This is a genomic window from Chitinophagales bacterium, from assembly GCA_019638515.1.
Taxonomy (GTDB): domain Bacteria; phylum Bacteroidota; class Bacteroidia; order Chitinophagales; family LD1; genus UBA7692.
The window spans coordinates 62888-78212 of record JAHBTS010000007.1; the positions used below are offsets into that span (position 1 = coordinate 62888).

The following is a 15325-nucleotide window of genomic DNA, read 5'->3' on the forward strand; positions in this document are numbered from 1 at the left end:
TAATTGAAATCTGAATGAAACTAAAAATGCACAACAATTTAATTATGAAAACAGCCAATTTCACCATGCTACTTTTTGCAGGTTTATTTGCAGCCTGCAATGCTAATGGCAATAAGCCACAAGCCACTTCACTAAGCGAAGCAATGAATCAACCAACACAACAAACAATGACTCAGGAAAATTTAAACTGGAAAACTACACCGGGCGTGTATGCTCAATTTCAAACATCGAAAGGCACTATTGTATGCCAACTCGAGTACCAAAAAGTACCAATGACTGTTGGTAACTTTGTGGCTTTGGCCGAAGGAAAAATGAAAAACAGCGCTAAACCTGAAGGCACTCCTTTTTATGATGGCATTACTTTTCACCGTGTAATTGCCAACTTTATGATACAAGGTGGCGACCCACAAGGAACAGGAATGGGAGGTCCCGGTTACCAATTTGGCGATGAATTCGACCCTAGTTTACGCCACACAGGACCCGGCATTTTATCTATGGCTAATGCAGGCCCAGGCACCAATGGCTCTCAGTTCTTTATTACCCATAAAGAAACACCATGGTTAGATGGAAAACATAGTGTTTTTGGACACGTAGTAGAAGGACAAAAAGTAGTAGATGCCATTGCCCAAGGCGATAAAATTGAAAAACTCACCATAGTACGCGTTGGCGATGATGCCCAAAAATTTGATGGATTAAAGGCATTCAACGATGCGCGCGAAGCAGCTGTAAAAAAACAAGAAGAAGCTCAAAAAGCAGCACGCGCCTCTTTTGAACAATTAGTGAAAGAGAAATATCCAAAAGCACAAAAAACTACTTCCGGCTTATATTATCTTATTGAAAAACAAGGTACTGGCGCACAAGCTGCCGCAGGAAAAACCGTAAATGTACATTACACCGGAACTTTAGCCGATGGTACTAAATTCGATTCTTCTTTAGATAGAGGTCAGCCTATTTCTTTCCAATTAGGAAGAGGCATGGTAATTAGAGGTTGGGACGAAGGTATTGCTCTTTTTAAAGTAGGCGGAAAAGGAAAATTGATTATTCCTTCAGACTTAGGCTACGGAAGCCAAGGAGCCGGAGGCGTAATTCCACCTAATGCCACTTTGGTATTTGATATTGAATTGGTAAACGTACAATAATCTTCTTTTGCGAGGACGGCTTACTGTAATAATTGATTTACTGTAAGCCGTCTTTTTTTATACCTAATTATTGGTAACAACCAACATTATTCCTTGGAACAAGATATTTTGCAATTGCACCCCGGGCTTATTACCGGATTTGGAATAACGGTAGTAGTTATGCTACTGCTCGACCTTGGCATTTTTAATAAAAAAAGCCATATCGTTTCTTCAAAAGAAGCCACCATTTGGTCTATTGTATGGATTTCGTTGGCGATGATTTTTTCGGGAGTGGTGTATTATGTGTTTAACCAAGATGCCGGAGGACATAAGTTGGCCATAGAAAAGTTTACACAGTTTCAAACTGCCTATTGGATAGAAAAAGCACTGTCGGTTGATAACTTATTTGTGTTTATACTGGTGTTTTCTTTTTTTAAAGTGCCTCGCGAATTGTATCACAGAGCGCTCTTTTGGGGCATTATTGGTGCGCTTATTTTTAGAGCCATTTTTATTTTCACCGGAGTTGAACTTATTAACCATACCTATCTACCCGAAATGACTCTACTGGGTAAAACAGTAAAGATAAATGCTGTGCTTACCCTCTTTGGATTATTTTTAGTGTATGCCGGCATACAATCGTGGGGCGCAGACGATAGCGATGCAGATAAAGATTTCAGCAACAATGCCGGAGCTAAGTTAATTCAACGTTTTTTTAAAGTAAGCGACAGTTTCGATGGCGATAAATTTTTCACCACTCAAAATGGCGTTCGGTTAGCTACACCTTTACTTACCGTTATTGCCGTTATTGAGTTTACAGATTTACTATTTGCCGTAGATTCTATACCTGCCATATTTGCGGTATCCAACGATCCTTTTATTCTTTACACCTCTAATATTTTTGCCATTTTAGGTTTGCGTTCGCTATACTTTTTGCTATCTAATTTCATTCACATGTTTAGCAAATTGCCCTATGGCTTATCGGTGATTCTAACTTTTATTGGAGTTAAAATGATTGTGGCGCCATGGTTTCATGTACCATCGCCTGTATCGTTGGGAATTGTTGGCGGTGTATTGATTGTATCGGTGGCTGCCTCCATCCTCTTTCCTGATGAAAAAAAAGATGCCTAGCCCAATATACCGTAGCAAAGCAGCTTGCTTCTACCCTACTTTTGCACTTTCTTTTTTTGAATAAAAGCGTAATAGGCAAATAGTTTTTTGTTTAATCGAGCAATTGCCTTGCCGTGCGCATTGTGTTCAAATGGATTTAGATAAACTACATAGGGAAATGGAGCATGCAGTTGCATAAATTCCTTATCTAAAACTACATACGCTTGGCTGTTTCCGGGAGTGCTACCTTCGGTAGTGTTGCCATAAGTATAATTGTAGCTGTTGGTACTTTCATTAAGCATGGATGTGCCATAATCTACAAATAAAAAATTGGTATGCTTAAATGAAATTGTAGAATCGGGGTTTAAATCTCCATTCAATAAATGCGATGTATTGCCCGAAAGTAAGGCTCGCGAAGTATTGGCATAAGTAAAATAAACAGGGCAAAATCTAAATTCGCCAGTAAAAGCCTCTACAATTTTTTTATTCAGTTTTTGGTCTTCTTCCTGCATGCGGTTGGCAATGGCATTTTCGCCCGATGAGCGATATGCCGCTATTGCTTTTACTCTGGCTTTTAAACGCACTACTATAGCACCTCCTTCCCGCAATTCTTCAATATACTTTTTAGCTAAATCTTTATCGCTTGGCAACGAATCTAACTGTGCAGCCGCAGCCATGTAAGTAAATGCAAAAAGCAATAATAGCGTTTGTTTTATCATAATACCTCTGTCATTTCTTTGGCAATAGCTGCCGGCACAAATTTATCTATGGGTCCCTTTCCTCTAATAATTTCACGTACAATGGTTGATGAAATAGAAGACAATTCCGGTTTGGATAGTATCAATACCGTTTCTATTTCCGGAAACATGGCATTGTTTAAATGGGCAATTGTTTTCTCGTAATCGAAATCTGAAGCGGAACGAATACCGCGCAGGATATATTTAGCACCTTTTGCATTGCAAAAATTTACGGTAAGTCCCGAAAAAGAGGCTACCGTAATTTTAGGCTCTGCGGCAAATACTTTTTTTATCCAAGCTAAGCGGGTTTCGAGCGGAAAGAGCGATTTCTTTTGAGAGTTTTCGCCTATGGCCACAATTACTTCATCGAATAAAGAAAGCGAACGCATGAGTATATCTACATGCCCAGAAGTAATTGGATCGAACGAACCCGGAAATACTGCTATTTTCTTCATAGTTAATTTCACTATTGTGTTTGTTTATGCAGAAACTACTGTGCCATGCAAATCAAATGCATCGGCAGCATGAATTTTCACATTGGTAAAATCGCCAATGCGCAAATATAGGCTGTTGGTGGCTTCTATCAACACTTCGTTATCTACCTCGGGGCTATCAAATTCGGTTCGGCCTATATAGTATCCGCCTTCTTTTCTATCGATCAATACTTTGTATATGTTACCTACTTTTTGAGCATTTAGTGTAGCAGAAATTTCTTCTTGCAATTCCATAAGTTCTGCTGCACGTACTTCTTTTTCTTCTTGTGGAATATTATCGTCTAGTTTATGAGCGCGCGTGCTTTCTTCGTGCGAATATGTAAATACGCCTAAGCGCTCAAATTTCATTTCCTGCACAAACGATTTTAGTGTTTCAAAATCGCTTTCTGTTTCGCCAGGAAAACCAACCAGCATGGTTGTTCTAATGGCTATGCCCGGTATTTTTTCGCGTATTCGGGTAATTAGTTCTTTGGTTTCTTCTAAAGATGTATTTCTGCGCATGGCAGTTAATACATTATTTGCAGCGTGTTGCAGTGGCATATCAAGGTATTTGCATACCTTCTCGCAGGCAGCCATAGCATCAATTATTTCCATCGGAAATTGTGCCGGATAGGCATAATGTAAACGAATCCACTCAATTCCATCTACCTTATTAAGCTCTTTCAGCAACTCCGGCAGCATACGTTTTTTGTAAATATCTAATCCATAAAACGTAAGTTCTTGTGCAATAAGCATTATTTCTTTTACGCCTTTTTCTGCCATTTTTTTTGCTTCTTCAACAATAGCTTCTACTGATTTAGAAATATGGTTGCCGCGCATGAGCGGAATGGCGCAAAAAGAGCAAGTACGGTTGCAACCTTCGCTTATTTTTAAATAGGCGTAATGTGCCGGAGTGGTTAGCAGGCGCTCGCCTACCAACTCGTGTTTGTAATCTACTTTTAGTGTTTTTAGCAGGCGTGGCAATTCTGCTGTACCAAAGTAGGCATCTACTTCGGGAATTTCGACTTCGAGCGAGTCTTTATAGCGCGCACTCAGGCAACCGCTTACATAAAGTTTTTCAATTTTACCTTTGGTTTTTGCCTCTGCATATTCCAAAATTGTATTGATACTTTCCTCCTTTGCTTTATCTATAAAACCACAGGTGTTTACGATTACAATATTTCTGCCACGACTCCATTTGTCGTGTTGCACATCGTAGCCTCCATGGCGGAGTTGCGCCATCATTTCTTCGCTATCTACTAAGTTTTTTGAACAACCTAAAGTGATAACGGCTACTTTATCTTTATGAATTGCCTTTGTTTTCATTCAGGTTGCAATGATAGTTAATAGTTGCGAGAAGGTTTTTCAAATAAAAAGAGGCTACCATCGGCAGCCTCTTACAGTTACTATTTTGCTAAAAATTATTTGTTTTTAAGCAAATCGCGAATTTCTTCTAAAAGCACTTCGTTGCGTGGCGGAGCAGCAGGTGCGGCAGGTGCAGCTTCTTCTTTTTTCTTAGCTGAATTTATGCCTTTAATAATTAGGAATAGTACAAATGCTACTACAATAAAATTGATTATTGCCGATAGAAACACGCCATATCGAACCGTACCAAAGAGCATGAGCTCCTCTAACTTGCTCAATTTAGCAGCATCTAAGGCTGGCTTTAATAGTAACGGGGTTAATACGTCTTCTATAAACGAACTAACTATTTTACCAAAGGCACCTCCTATAACTACACCTATCGCAAGGTCAATTACATTGCCACGCATGGCAAACTCTTTAAATTCTTTTAGGAAACTCATGTGTTTAATTTTAGTGAACTATATTGTTTCAAATAAATAAAAACTATTTCATGTTATGAAATACTAAACTTACATCATCGTCTTCTTCCAGCTTTTCTATTAGTTTGATTACTTCTTCGGCCTGCTCATCTGTTAAACCTTCTTTATAGAAATCAGGAATTTTTTCGTAGGTGGCTTCAATTATTTCTATGTTCATTTCTTCGAGCTTTTTTGCCATAGAACCAAAATCTGTAAAATCTGCATAAGCCAAAACAGTATCTTCACTTACCTGCAAATCTGTAAGTCCGGCATCTATCAATTCTAACTCCAACTCTTCGGCATTAAACTTACCTAGTGCAAATTTAAAAAGAGCCAATTTTTTAAACATATAGCTTACCGAGCCCTGTGTGCCCAAAGATCCATTTAGTTTATTGAAATAGGAACGCACGTTGGCAACTGTTCTGGTGGGGTTATCGGTTTGCGTATCTACAACCACAGCCACTCCGTGGGCTGCGTAGCCTTCGTAAGTAACTTCTTCGTAACTGGCGGTGTCTTTTGCCGATGCTTTTTTAATGGCATTTTCTACACGGTCTTTAGGCATGTTAGCACCTTTGGCATTTTGCATTGCCTGCCTTAAACGCGCATTAGTTTCGGGATTGGGACCTCCTTCTTTTACTGCTATGGCTATATCCTTTCCAATTCTTGTGAAGGCCTTTGCCATTGCCCCCCAACGCTTAAATTTTCTTTCTTTACGGTATTCAAACGCGCGACCCATGTGTTGTTAATTTTATTGAGCGAAAATAATTTTATGATTGGTGATTACAACTCTTCATTTTGCTTAGACAGCAAAGAATAAAAACCGATTCCTATCCAAATAAGGTTCACAATTGCCGAAGGATAAGCATGGTGGTAATAAGTGTTTATCATTAAAAATACGGCTCCAAGTATATTAACCGATTGGTAATGCAAAGAATTGCCCAATAGCTTTTTAGTTGAAACCATAAAATATGCGTACAGTACCAATACTGCACCTGCCCATCCTGTAAAGTCTATAAAGTATTTCATTTTAAAAATGCAATGCTACACAATTTACAAAAGTGCTTGGCTAAAGTTCCACACATCGGTAAATGTATTGTAGAGTGGCACGGGAGCTATGCGTATTACATCGGGTTCGCGCCAATCGCAGATAAAACCTTGCTGCATCAACTTTTGAAACAATTCTTTGCCGTTTTCTGCCACGCGAATAGAAAGTTGGCAGCCTCTTTCTTCAGGACTTTCGGGAGTAATTATTTCTACTTTTTGTGTGCTGTTTTTAAACTTTTCGTTCAGTAAAAAAGCCGTGAATGCTGTTAATTTCAAACTCTTTTTTCTAAGATTTTCCATTCCCGCCTGCTCAAAAATATTGAGGGATGCCATGTGTGCTGCCATACTTAAAATTGGCGCATTGCTCTGTTGCCATCCTTCGGCACCCTGCATGGGCACAAACTCTTTTTGCATTAAAAAACGAATGCTTTCGCTATTTCCCCACCAACCGCCAAAGCGAGGAATATCCATATTGGCATGGTGGTATTCATGAATAAAAATTCCACTTACACCACCGGGGCCACTATTTAAATACTTATAGGAACACCATGTGGCAAAATCTATATTCCACTCATGTAATTTAAGGGGCACATTGCCAATGGCGTGTGCTAAATCTAAACCAAAAATCAATTTATGCTCACAGCACTTTTTTGAAATAGTTTCAATATCCAACAACTGTCCGGAATAATAATTAACAGCACTTAGCATCACCAATGCCAGCTCATCTTTATGCGTTTCGATAGCGGCAAGCATATCTTGGGGGCGGATATAACTTTCACCCAATCGCGGAGCTACTTCCACAATGGCATCTTGTGCATTAAAACCATGAAACTTTGCTTGTTGCTGAACGGCATAAACATCGCTCGGAAATTCCGGATTAAGCATAAGTACTTTGTAGCGTGTTGCCGTTGGGCGATAGAATGACACCAACAGTAAATTCAAATTTACCGTAAGCTGATTCATGCAAACCACTTCGCTTTCTAATGCACCCGTAAGCTTAGCTAAAGGAGCTGTAAACAACTTGTGGTAATACATCCACGGATTTTTGCCATCGTGGTGCGCCAGCACTGCTGCTTGCTGCCATTTATCCAACTCTTCTTGTATATAGGCCGAAACGGTGCGCGGCTGCAAACCCAAAGAGTTGCCACATAGGTACACTACCTCTTTTCCATTCTGCTGCGGAATAAAAAATCGCTCGCGAAAATGACTGAGCGTATCTTCTTTATCGAGTTGCTGTGCGTAAGCTAAAGTTGATTGCATTTACTTTCTATAAAATACTCCTGCCAAGAATAATGTTTATATAAAAACAGATTGAAATAGTTACCAAACTGCATTTGGGTCGCTGGCGGTTACTTCCGTCATTTCTTCCAGTAATGGCTGAAGGTATTCGCTGTGAAACCCTTTGCGTCCACCGAAAACAATTTTGCTTTCATCGGTAGTAGGCAGTTTCAAATTAGCAGCTTCAATAATTGGTGCTATTTTTTCTATCCATTTATGCTTTAATGCAGCCTCGCCTGCAAACACTTTGTTTGCAATAAGTTCCGCTTCGTGTTCGCCTTCTTCAAATACTCCTAATGCAAAATGCCACGATTCATTCAATGCCTTTTGCAAGCGGGCATTGGCCTCTTCACTTCCATTTGCCAATTGCTTTAAAAATATATCGGCATGCATGGTGTGGTATTTAATTTCGCCCTTTACTTTTTTTGCCAACCATGCCAATGGCTGAAAGCTCGACTCTGCAAGCATTTCGTAACGCAACAATTCTGCATGGTCGAATAAAAAATGGCGTACCAAACTAAAATCGTATTCTGCAATTGGCAATTCTACCAATTGGCAACACTTAAATTCTTTAGCCGAGCGTTTAAAACCAAGTGTATCGGGGTCGGCTTCACCTAGCTGCTCATGTAAAATGGTGTACAATGCCAATGCATGACCTATCTTATCTTGAGCCATACTTGAAAAGGCGAGATCTTCTTCGAGCATGGGTCCAATACCTGTCCATTCGCTATTGCGATGACCAATAACCAAGGCATCGTCTGCCATCTTAAAAAGTAGTTCGTTTATTGCGTTCATGGTAACTTATTTTAAGCAGAAACAGTTGTTTTATTTTTTTGAAATGCCTCTATTTTATCGCGCACTTTGTAGTACGCAGCTTCGCGATATTGCTTTTCTTGTGTACTATCAAACACCTCTTCATCCTCCGGTGCGTAAGTAAATACATCGCTGGTTTTTACCACCCATAAATTAGTGGTTTTGCCTCTGCGGGCATATTGCTCTTTTGCATATACCAATGCTAATTCCGGTGAAGATGCGTGTACAATACCTACGTGAATAGGCTGCTTTCCTTTCTTCTCTTGATGAAAAACTTCCCATGTAACCAAGTGCGAATTGGTTGGCGTAAGTTCGCTTGGGTTGCTCAAATGCAACCTTTGAACTCTTGGATCTAACGATGTTTTTGAATCCATATATCTATACTGCTAATTTTAAGTTGTTTGAAATTTTTATGCTAATGGAATGGTGTAAGTTTCTTCTTTTCTCATAAGCGCCTGGCGCACCCAGCGACCTGCTTCTTCGGCATACCTACGCACTGCTAATCGCTCTGCATTGCAAGGTCCATCGCCATTTATCACACGTTTAAATTCATCCCAGTCCGGATCGCTGAATTCCCAAACTCCATCGCTATTCTTATGCAGATTAGCATCTGGCAAGGTTAAGTCTAACTCCAAAATTTTAGGCACATATTGATCTAAAAACTGATTGCGCATATCGTCATTAGAAGCTAGCTTAATGCGCCATTTCATTAACTTTTCTGTATGCTGCGAAGATTTATCGCTTGGACCAAAAAAATGCAACAGCGGGCGATACCAACGGTTGAGCGCTTCCTGCAACATAGCTCTTTGTGCAGCGGTGCCGGTGGCTAAGTACACAAAGTTATCGTGCCCTTGTTTTAGGTGAAAACTTTCTTCGTAGCAAATTCTTTCTAAAGCACGGCAATAGGGGCCGTAAGAGCCTTTAGAATTTATTACTTGGTTTACAATGGCCGCACCATCTACCAAAAAGCCTATTACGGCAATATCGGCCCATGTTTTGGCAGGATAGTTAAACACATTGCTGTATTTAGATTTCCCGTTTAATAAATCATCGAGCATTTGCTCGCGAGTTTTTCCTAGTGTTTCTGCTGCGCTGTACAATAATTGCCCATGTCCTATTTCGTCTTGCACCTTGGCAATGAGCGCTAACTTCCTTCTAAAATTTGGGGCGCGGGTAATCCATGTTCCCTCCGGCAAAGCACCTACAATTTCGCTATGTGCATGTTGCTCTATCATGCGAATGAGTTGTCTGCGATATTCTGCCGGCATCCAATCGCCCGGTTCTACTTTTTCGCCTTTAGCTATTTTTGCCTCAAATGCAGCTAATTTTTCAGAATCTTCCTGCTCTGCTTGCATGCGTTTGGCATCTTCGGGGCTGATGTAAGCGTTTCCGTACATATTTTATGTTTTATATTTTAAATTTAAGTTGTAATGCCGTTCAATAAAATACCGGTTATATGATTGGCAATAGTTTCTATCTCCGTTTTTTTATTGCTGCGACTAAGTTCGTGCGTAGCATTCAGTGCTGCCAAAACAGTTAAGGTGGCCAAACGCACATCTACAGCAGCAAACTCCTTGCTTTCGATACCGTTCTTAATCAAATCTCTAAACTTCTGTTGGTAACTGTTTCGCAATTTCCTGAACTTAATCATATCGCTACCCTCCAAGAAAATCCATTCTTCAAAAAATACGGTAGTGGCTTCTGTATTATTGTATATAACTTGAACGTGTGCCCGAATTGCCGCAGATAGCTTATCTGTATTACTTCTTTTATTTTCAACAGCTTCGTTAAACGCTTGAAAAAACTGCTCGGCAATATCAAAGCAAATTTCTTTTAGCAATTCATGCTTGGAGTTAAAATGATTGTAAATACTCGGAGCTTCCACTCCCACCTCTTTTGCTAAATCGCGCATAGAAGTGGCGGCATATCCTTTTTCTCTAAAAAGCTTTTGTGCCGAAAAGCGAATATGTTCTTTACGAGAAACCAACGACATAACTAACAACTGTTAGCGAAACTAACGCTTGTTAGTTTAATTTCCAAATACCACTACTTAAATGGGTTTGAAAAGGCGGTATCGCTCACAAATGAAGGGTCGTCTAGTGTTTTAAGAAACGCTATTAAATCGCTCTTTTCTTGATTGGTTAAGTGTAAGCCGCCAACATTTATTTTCTTCATATTAGGCGACACATTGGGTGAATAATGCAAACTATCGCTATAAAAATTTACTACCTGCTCTAAAGTTTGAAACCGTCCATCGCGCATGTAGGGTGCTGTATAAGATAAATTCCTAACCGTTGGTACTTTAAACTTGCCATAATCATCGGTAGAGCCTGTTACTTTTCCCAAACCGATGTCTTTAAAATCTGCCAACGTTGCAACAGAATCCAAAGCATTGTTTTCAAAACCATTGTGCGTAAAGGTTAGGTATGGGCCATCGGTATGGCAATGAAAACAATCGCCCTTTTCGGTACTAAAAATATCGAACCCACGTTGTTCTTCGGGTGTAAAGGAGTACATCCCGCGCTTAGACTTATCGAAATTGGAATTGGTAGAAATTGCGGTACGCATAAACATTCCAATAGCTCTAAATATTTTATCTTGCGTAATAGTACCCGGGCGGCCAAATGCCTTTTTAAATAATTGCACATACCGTTCTTGTTTTTCGAGGCGGTTCATTACCTGTTCTGCAACAAAATGTTGTTCATCAAGCAAAGCGTCTTTTGCTGCATCTTCTAAAGAACGTTGGCGACCATCCCAAAAAAGTTGCTTCATCCAAATCGAGTTTTGAATAGAAGGCGTGTTACGTTTAGTGGAGCCGCTTAAATTTATACTAAACTGTTTGCCATCGGTAAATGCGTGCTGCGGATTATGGCAGGTGGCGCAACTTAGAGAACTATCGCTCGAAACAATAGGATCCCAGAACAACATTCTTCCCAGCAAAATACCCTCTTTTGTAAATGTAGAATCCGGAAACTTACGATAAATATTGGAGGGTTGCGGACGCACAAGCGCATACGGTGTTCCCACATAAGCACTGTCTGGCTCTTCTACCGGAGAATCCTTTTTGCATGACGTAACGCCTAGTATTATTACTACAACAATTGCAAAACTTAGATTCTTAAACAAAGACAACATATTTATTACAAACTTGGATATTATTCAAACGAGAATGCCTTGGAGAAATTATCGGCAAATTTAATGGCGGTATCAAAGTTCTTATTGTTGGTTTTATCTGAATGCGTGTAGCTTTCTTCATAATTACTAATATCTATATCGTTTGTGCCGTTACGGAATATCTGGTTGATATTTAAGTTAAGTGTAGCTGTATTATCACCCTCCTTTAGCTCTATATTCTTTTCAATTTCTACGGCTCTGTATAATTCATCTGTTCCAACGTCATAAACAAGTAAGTTGTTGAATTTATTACTTCCATCCACATCACTCCTTCCATCTACACGAATAAAAATATACTTTAACCATCCCCAATATAATTCATCGAAAGTTTGCCGAGGGTCGTTTGCGGGAGCATCTGCCGGCAACACATTGTTTTGTTCAGGAGTAAGCCCAACACCAAACTTCAGTTTTGTATATTTTCCTACGGGCAACTGTTGCAATTGCAGCAACTGGGTGCTTGCCACGTTGTAATCCACACAAACTATATCTGCCAATTTCACTTCTGTGTTATCTTCTTTTACCAAACGTATATTAGATAAAAAGTATTTGAACTTTTCGAACTTATACTTATAGCCTACACTATCGGTGTATTCTGTTTTCAATGCAATCTTTTGATGATTAAACTCTGCCGTAAAATTCACATTGAGTGCAGCAGTGGCTTCTTTCTTCTTACATGCAGTAACTGAAAGAAGCGACAACAGTATTGATACAAAAAGTAATTTTTTCATAATTATGTTTTCAAACATAACACAAATTTATAGCACTTAAGTTGCCGTAAGAAAATGTAAACTAAACATTTGTTAAGCCGGAGCGCTCTATTATTTTCGCACCTGCCTCTTTCAATAAGCAATGTAATTAGATGAACAAAAAAAGAGTTTTGATAACCGGAGCAGCCGGTTTTTTGGGTTCGCATTTGTGCGACAGGTTTATTAAAGAAGGTTTTCATGTTATTGGCATGGATAACCTAATTACCGGAGATTTAAAAAACATAGAACACCTCTTTAAGTTAGAGAACTTTGAATTTTATCATCACGATGTTTCAAAGTTTGTGCACATACCCGGAGAACTGCACTACATCTTGCATTTTGCTTCGCCTGCTTCGCCTATAGATTATTTAAAAATTCCCATTCAAACCTTAAAAGTAGGTTCGCTCGGCACACATAATTTATTGGGGCTGGCAAAAGCAAAAGGAGCCCGAATACTGGTAGCTTCTACCTCCGAAGTATATGGCGATCCACTTGTTCATCCACAAAGCGAAGACTATTGGGGCAATGTAAATCCGGTAGGTCCACGCGGTGTGTACGATGAAGCCAAGCGCTTTCAAGAAGCCATTACGATGGCATACCACACCTACCACGGAGTAGAAACAAGAATAGTACGCATTTTTAATACTTACGGACCTCGTATGCGGCTGAATGATGGAAGAGTACTACCCGCATTTATTGGCCAAGCACTGCGAGGTGAAGACTTAACCATGTTTGGAGACGGCAGCCAAACCCGTTCTTTTTGCTACGTAGATGACTTGGTAGAAGGTATTTACCGCTTACTTTTAAGCAACTACCACTTACCTGTAAACATTGGCAATCCCGATGAAATTTCCATTAAAGAATTTGGCGAAGAAATCTTGAAATTAACCGGTTCTAACCAAAAACTCATATCAAAACCATTACCGGTAGATGATCCCAAACAACGCCAACCAAACATCGCCAAGGCAAAAGAATTGCTCGGGTGGGAACCTAAAGTAAGCCGTTCCGAAGGCTTAAAGATTACTTATGAATACTTTAAAAGTTTGCCAAAGGAAATTTTATTTGATTCGCGCCATAAATTTGAATAAATGAGTGTTACCAAAGAGTATTATGTTCACGAAAGCGCCATTGTAGATGAAGGCTGCACCATTGGCAAAGGCACTAAAGTTTGGCATTTCAGCCATATTATGCCCAATTGTACAATTGGCGAAAACTGTAATATCGGACAAAACGTAGTAGTAAGTCCCAATGTGGTTTTAGGTAATAATGTAAAAATTCAAAACAACGTATCCATTTACACAGGCGTAATTTGTGAAGACGATGTTTTCTTAGGCCCATCAATGGTTTTCACCAATGTTACCAACCCGCGAAGTGCCGTAAACAGAAGAGGACAATACGCTAAAACTACCGTAAAAAAAGGCGCTTCCATTGGAGCCAATGCCACCATTGTTTGCGGACACGATATTGGTGAGTTTGCCTTTATTGGTGCAGGAGCCGTAGTTACCAAACATATTCCGGCTTACGCACTGGTTGTAGGAAATCCCGCCAAACAGATTGGTTGGATGAGCGAATACGGACACCGCCTTCAATTTAACGAAGCAGGCATAGCAGAATGCCCGGAAAGCAAAGAAAAGTATGAACTTAAAAACGGCACTGTAACCAAACTATAAACACCTCGTTTAAAAACTACTGAATAAAAAAATAGAAATAAAAAAATGGTAGAGCAATTACTAAATAAAGAAAAGAAATTAGCAGTTATTGGATTGGGTTATGTAGGCTTACCCATAGCATTAGAGTTTGCAAAAACAATTTCCGTTATAGGTTTCGATATTAGCCAAAAACGTATCGAAATGATGAAAAACGGTATAGACCCAAGCGAAGAGTTAGATAGCAGCGAATTTGAAAATCGCGATATAAAATTCACAGCCGATTTAAACGATTTAAAAGAAGCCAACTTCTTTATTGTTGCCGTACCAACCCCTGTGGATACACACAATGTACCCGATTTAAAACCGGTACTCTCCGCTTCCGATACTATTGGAAAAGTAATAAAAAAGGGCGATTACGTAGTATATGAAAGCACTGTTTACCCCGGCTGCACCGAAGAAGATTGCTTGCCTGTAATTGAAAAAATATCAGGCCTAAAAATGGGTGTAGATTTTAAATTGGGTTATTCCCCCGAAAGAATAAACCCGGGCGATAAAAACCACACGTTGCCTAAAATTGTAAAAGTAGTTTCAGGCTGCGATGAAGAAAGTGCCGATGTAATTGCTCGCACATACGAAATTGTAGTAAAAGCAGGCGTTCACCGCGCCAGCAGCATAAAAGTTGCCGAAGCAGCCAAAATTATTGAAAACACTCAGCGCGATTTAAACATTGCGCTCATGAATGAACTTTCGCACATTTTCGACCTCATGGGTATAAACACCTATGAAGTACTCGAAGCAGCCGGCACCAAATGGAACTTCTTGAAGTTTTTCCCAGGCTTAGTTGGCGGCCACTGCATTGGTGTAGATCCATATTACCTAACCTATAAAGCAGCAGAATTGGGCTATACTTCCGAAGTAATTCTTGCCGGAAGAAAAATAAACGATGGCATGGGAGCTTACATAGCCAAAAAATTAGTACAGCAACTCATAAAGAAAAACAAGCAAATAGCCACAACCAAAGTGCTTGTAATGGGTGCTACCTTTAAAGAAAACGTAAGCGATATTAGAAACAGTAAAGTCGTAGATGTAATTCGTGAATTGCACAACTACTCTGTAAATGTTGAAGTTACCGATCCTTTTGCCGACCACGAAGATTTTCACCACGAATACGAAATAAGCCTAGTAAAAGAAGCCGGTACAGACTACGATGCTGTAATTATTGCCGTAAACCACGACCAATTCAGCAACTTAAAAGATGAAGACTTTAAGAACATCTTAAAACCCGATGGTATTGTGATAGATGTAAAAGGACTACTTAGAAAAAAAATAAAAGCATTTGAATACTGGAGTTTATAATTAGAAA

At 39.5% G+C, this 15325-nt stretch carries 18 protein-coding genes; 5 read left to right on the forward strand and 13 right to left on the reverse strand.

The window, feature by feature from the left end; genetic code table 11:
- Window positions 1–44 precede the first annotated feature (44 nt).
- The gene (locus KF872_11250) at window positions 45–1139 is read left to right on the forward strand and encodes a peptidylprolyl isomerase (GenBank protein ID MBX2904118.1); all 1095 of its coding nucleotides are present in this window, start codon (window positions 45–47) and stop codon (window positions 1137–1139) included.
- A gap of 93 nt (window positions 1140–1232) precedes the next feature.
- Window positions 1233–2246, forward strand: coding sequence for a TerC family protein (locus KF872_11255; protein ID MBX2904119.1), 1014 nt, complete (start codon window positions 1233–1235; stop codon window positions 2244–2246).
- A 35-nt stretch (window positions 2247–2281) separates the two neighbouring features.
- Here the strand turns inward: KF872_11255 and KF872_11260 are convergent, their stop codons facing one another.
- The 13 genes from KF872_11260 to KF872_11320 all read right to left on the reverse strand — a co-directional run bounded on the left by KF872_11260 (window position 2282) and on the right by KF872_11320 (window position 12295).
- On the reverse strand, window positions 2282–2944 hold the full coding sequence (locus tag KF872_11260) for a hypothetical protein (GenBank protein ID MBX2904120.1): 663 nt from the start codon (window positions 2942–2944) through the stop codon (window positions 2282–2284).
- Window positions 2941–3417 (reverse strand): pantetheine-phosphate adenylyltransferase, encoded by a 477-nt coding sequence (gene coaD, locus KF872_11265; GenBank protein ID MBX2904121.1) that lies wholly within the window; start codon window positions 3415–3417, stop codon window positions 2941–2943. Before coaD ends, KF872_11260 begins: the two co-directional genes overlap by 4 nt.
- A gap of 24 nt (window positions 3418–3441) precedes the next feature.
- Window positions 3442–4761 (reverse strand): 30S ribosomal protein S12 methylthiotransferase RimO, encoded by a 1320-nt coding sequence (gene rimO, locus KF872_11270; GenBank protein ID MBX2904122.1) that lies wholly within the window; start codon window positions 4759–4761, stop codon window positions 3442–3444.
- Window positions 4762–4856: 95 nt separating this feature from the next.
- Window positions 4857–5240, reverse strand: a complete 384-nt coding sequence (gene mscL / locus KF872_11275; GenBank protein MBX2904123.1) for a large conductance mechanosensitive channel protein MscL — start codon at window positions 5238–5240, stop codon at window positions 4857–4859.
- 43 nt (window positions 5241–5283) lie between these two features.
- A complete protein-coding gene (locus KF872_11280) occupies window positions 5284–5994 on the reverse strand; it encodes a YebC/PmpR family DNA-binding transcriptional regulator (GenBank protein MBX2904124.1) in 711 nt (236 codons plus the stop codon).
- 44 nt (window positions 5995–6038) lie between these two features.
- A complete protein-coding gene (locus KF872_11285) occupies window positions 6039–6284 on the reverse strand; it encodes a hypothetical protein (protein MBX2904125.1) in 246 nt (81 codons plus the stop codon).
- Window positions 6285–6308: 24 nt separating this feature from the next.
- A complete protein-coding gene (gene kynU / locus KF872_11290; GenBank protein ID MBX2904126.1) occupies window positions 6309–7562 on the reverse strand; it encodes a kynureninase in 1254 nt (417 codons plus the stop codon).
- A gap of 60 nt (window positions 7563–7622) precedes the next feature.
- The gene (gene paaC / locus KF872_11295) at window positions 7623–8375 is read right to left on the reverse strand and encodes a phenylacetate-CoA oxygenase subunit PaaC (GenBank protein MBX2904127.1); all 753 of its coding nucleotides are present in this window, start codon (window positions 8373–8375) and stop codon (window positions 7623–7625) included.
- Window positions 8376–8386: 11 nt separating this feature from the next.
- Window positions 8387–8767: a hypothetical protein gene (locus KF872_11300; GenBank protein ID MBX2904128.1), complete on the reverse strand. Its 381-nt coding sequence runs from the start codon at window positions 8765–8767 to the stop codon at window positions 8387–8389.
- A gap of 36 nt (window positions 8768–8803) precedes the next feature.
- A complete protein-coding gene (gene paaA, locus KF872_11305) occupies window positions 8804–9790 on the reverse strand; it encodes a 1,2-phenylacetyl-CoA epoxidase subunit A (GenBank protein MBX2904129.1) in 987 nt (328 codons plus the stop codon).
- Window positions 9791–9813: 23 nt separating this feature from the next.
- Window positions 9814–10386 (reverse strand): TetR family transcriptional regulator, encoded by a 573-nt coding sequence (locus KF872_11310; GenBank protein ID MBX2904130.1) that lies wholly within the window; start codon window positions 10384–10386, stop codon window positions 9814–9816.
- Between the two features lie 53 nt (window positions 10387–10439).
- Window positions 10440–11519 (reverse strand): hypothetical protein, encoded by a 1080-nt coding sequence (locus KF872_11315; protein ID MBX2904131.1) that lies wholly within the window; start codon window positions 11517–11519, stop codon window positions 10440–10442.
- A gap of 29 nt (window positions 11520–11548) precedes the next feature.
- Window positions 11549–12295 carry a hypothetical protein gene (locus KF872_11320; GenBank protein MBX2904132.1) on the reverse strand — a complete coding sequence of 249 codons (747 nt, stop codon included), beginning with the start codon at window positions 12293–12295 and terminating at the stop codon, window positions 11549–11551.
- 131 nt (window positions 12296–12426) lie between these two features.
- Between KF872_11320 and KF872_11325 the strand changes: the two genes are divergently transcribed.
- From KF872_11325 to KF872_11335, 3 genes are read left to right on the forward strand one after another with little or no spacing between them, the layout of a single operon-like run.
- Window positions 12427–13401 (forward strand): SDR family oxidoreductase, encoded by a 975-nt coding sequence (locus tag KF872_11325; GenBank protein MBX2904133.1) that lies wholly within the window; start codon window positions 12427–12429, stop codon window positions 13399–13401.
- Window positions 13402–13983, forward strand: coding sequence for an N-acetyltransferase (locus KF872_11330; GenBank protein MBX2904134.1), 582 nt, complete (start codon window positions 13402–13404; stop codon window positions 13981–13983).
- A gap of 45 nt (window positions 13984–14028) precedes the next feature.
- The gene (locus KF872_11335; protein MBX2904135.1) at window positions 14029–15318 is read left to right on the forward strand and encodes a nucleotide sugar dehydrogenase; all 1290 of its coding nucleotides are present in this window, start codon (window positions 14029–14031) and stop codon (window positions 15316–15318) included.
- Window positions 15319–15325: the final 7 nt, after the last annotated feature.

Coding starts and splice junctions, on each gene's coding strand:
- KF872_11335 (MBX2904135.1), top strand. CDS start 14,029: ATGGTAGAGCAATTACTAAATAAAGAAAAGAAATTAGCAGTTATTGGA.
- KF872_11320 (MBX2904132.1), bottom strand. CDS start 12,295: ATGAAAAAATTACTTTTTGTATCAATACTGTTGTCGCTTCTTTCAGTT.
- KF872_11280 (MBX2904124.1), bottom strand. CDS start 5,994: ATGGGTCGCGCGTTTGAATACCGTAAAGAAAGAAAATTTAAGCGTTGG.
- KF872_11300 (MBX2904128.1), bottom strand. CDS start 8,767: ATGGATTCAAAAACATCGTTAGATCCAAGAGTTCAAAGGTTGCATTTG.
- KF872_11260 (MBX2904120.1), bottom strand. CDS start 2,944: ATGATAAAACAAACGCTATTATTGCTTTTTGCATTTACTTACATGGCT.
- mscL (MBX2904123.1), bottom strand. CDS start 5,240: ATGAGTTTCCTAAAAGAATTTAAAGAGTTTGCCATGCGTGGCAATGTA.
- coaD (MBX2904121.1), bottom strand. CDS start 3,417: ATGAAGAAAATAGCAGTATTTCCGGGTTCGTTCGATCCAATTACTTCT.
- paaA (MBX2904129.1), bottom strand. CDS start 9,790: ATGTACGGAAACGCTTACATCAGCCCCGAAGATGCCAAACGCATGCAA.
- KF872_11330 (MBX2904134.1), top strand. CDS start 13,402: ATGAGTGTTACCAAAGAGTATTATGTTCACGAAAGCGCCATTGTAGAT.
- paaC (MBX2904127.1), bottom strand. CDS start 8,375: ATGAACGCAATAAACGAACTACTTTTTAAGATGGCAGACGATGCCTTG.
- KF872_11325 (MBX2904133.1), top strand. CDS start 12,427: ATGAACAAAAAAAGAGTTTTGATAACCGGAGCAGCCGGTTTTTTGGGT.
- KF872_11310 (MBX2904130.1), bottom strand. CDS start 10,386: ATGTCGTTGGTTTCTCGTAAAGAACATATTCGCTTTTCGGCACAAAAG.
- kynU (MBX2904126.1), bottom strand. CDS start 7,562: ATGCAATCAACTTTAGCTTACGCACAGCAACTCGATAAAGAAGATACG.
- rimO (MBX2904122.1), bottom strand. CDS start 4,761: ATGAAAACAAAGGCAATTCATAAAGATAAAGTAGCCGTTATCACTTTA.
- KF872_11285 (MBX2904125.1), bottom strand. CDS start 6,284: ATGAAATACTTTATAGACTTTACAGGATGGGCAGGTGCAGTATTGGTA.
- KF872_11250 (MBX2904118.1), top strand. CDS start 45: ATGAAAACAGCCAATTTCACCATGCTACTTTTTGCAGGTTTATTTGCA.